This is a genomic window from Chitinophaga sp., from assembly GCF_035564935.1.
Classification (GTDB): Bacteria; Bacteroidota; Bacteroidia; order Chitinophagales; family Chitinophagaceae; genus Chitinophaga.
Window position 1 is genome coordinate 1 of record NZ_DATMTE010000366.1, and the last position, 1,601, is coordinate 1,601.

At 48.8% G+C, this 1,601-nt stretch carries 2 protein-coding genes; both read left to right on the plus strand.

Annotated elements, in window-relative coordinates; all coding sequences use genetic code 11:
* Window positions 1-5 precede the first annotated feature (5 nt).
* Window positions 6-176, plus strand: a complete 171-nt coding sequence (locus VN105_RS29780; RefSeq protein ID WP_414647237.1) for a DUF4342 domain-containing protein — start codon at window positions 6-8, stop codon at window positions 174-176.
* 93 nt (window positions 177-269) lie between these two features.
* Window positions 270-1,568 (plus strand): esterase-like activity of phytase family protein, encoded by a 1,299-nt coding sequence (locus VN105_RS09665; RefSeq protein ID WP_325640256.1) that lies wholly within the window; start codon window positions 270-272, stop codon window positions 1,566-1,568.
* Window positions 1,569-1,601 lie beyond the last annotated feature (33 nt).

Below are 1,601 nucleotides of genomic sequence, written 5' to 3' on the forward strand. Positions count from 1 at the left end.
GAAACGTGCGGAAAATCACCATCACAGATAAAGAAGGCAAAGAACTGATGACCTTCCCGCTTACTATAGGCGTAGTAGGCGCTTTACTGGCGCCCGTTTTCGCTGCTGTTGGTGCATTGGCAGCACTGATCGGCGAATGCAGCATCACGGTGGAAAGGGAACCTGAGAAAGAATAGCAGGGACCGTACAATTTCATGATTTGATAATATTTCGGTAACATAGTCTTTATACGGAAAGGACACATTTGCGCCTTAAACGTATCAACCACTATGACTGTAGTACGCTACTTTGCTCCATTGGGATTTGTGTTCCTTTTTGCCTGCAAGAAAAACGACAACCCTACTGACAACAACATTTCTTACCCTGCTAAAGCCACGCTGGCCGGCGCTGTGGTAATGACCACCAACGCCGCCGGCGTAAAAGTATACAATGGCGGTTACGGGTCATCTATTGTTAATGTGCCGGGCCAACCGGGTTACTTCTACCTGATGACAGACCGCGGCCCTAACGCAGACGGCACCATCAAGGATTCCAAAGTATTTGCCGTACCGGGTTTTAATCCGCAGATCGGGAAGTTCAAACTGAATGGCGACTCACTGGTGCTGGTGGAAACCATTCATATCAAATCTGCCGCCAACACGCCGGTAACGGGACTTCCCAACCCGGCAGGATCAGGCGGCACCGGGGAAACCGCATTGGATAAAGATGGTAAAACGCTTCCCGAAGATCCGGATGGTATTGACAGCGAAGGTTTAACCGTAGCACCCGATGGCTCTTTCTGGATCAGCGATGAATACGGACCCCACCTGGTACACCTGGACAGAAGCGGTAAAACCCTGGAAAGGATCAATCCGTTTGGAACGGGCGCCGGTGGCAGGAAAATCCCCAAAGTGTTTGCCAATCGCCGTGCCAACCGTGGCATGGAAGGCCTCACCATCACCCCTGATGGTAAAACACTGGTAGGCATCATGCAGTCGCCCTTATACAACCCAACCAAAGATGCAGTGAAGAACTCCCTGTATACCCGCATCCTCACATATGATATCGCTTCCGGTCAATCCAGACAATATATCTATAAACTGGATAATAAAAATACCGCCAACAGTGAAATCACCGTGATCAGCAACAACACCTTCCTGGTACTGGAACGCGACGGCGAGTTTCCAGGTGATGCAGCCAAACCTTCACTGATCAAAAAGATCTATAAAATAGACCTGTCTGCCGCTACGGATATTTCCGACGCTAGCGACGGCGCAGGCGGCAAACTGGTAAATGGTAAAACAGTGGAAGTGCTCACAGATGAAGAATTGCAGGCCGCCGGTATCAAAACCGTCAGCAAATCGCTGGTGGTGGATCTCCTGAAAGATGTGGCCGCTTATCCGCACGATAAACCGGAAGGCATTGTTCTGGTGAACAGTACTACACTGGCCGTAAGTAATGATGATGACTTTGGAATTATTCCTCCTGACCCGGTGAACAATACTTATATCCAGAAGATATTACCGCTTACGGGTAAAACCGATTTTAATACGGTGTATTTTATTAAACTGGCAACACCGCTGTTCTAAACTACAACTGTTAGCATTAAGTAAAACAGGGCC

Bases quoted from the DNA above. Each gene is read 5' to 3' on its own strand.
- VN105_RS09665 (WP_325640256.1), top strand. From the start codon at position 270: ATGACTGTAGTACGCTACTTTGCTCCATTGGGATTTGTGTTCCTTTTT.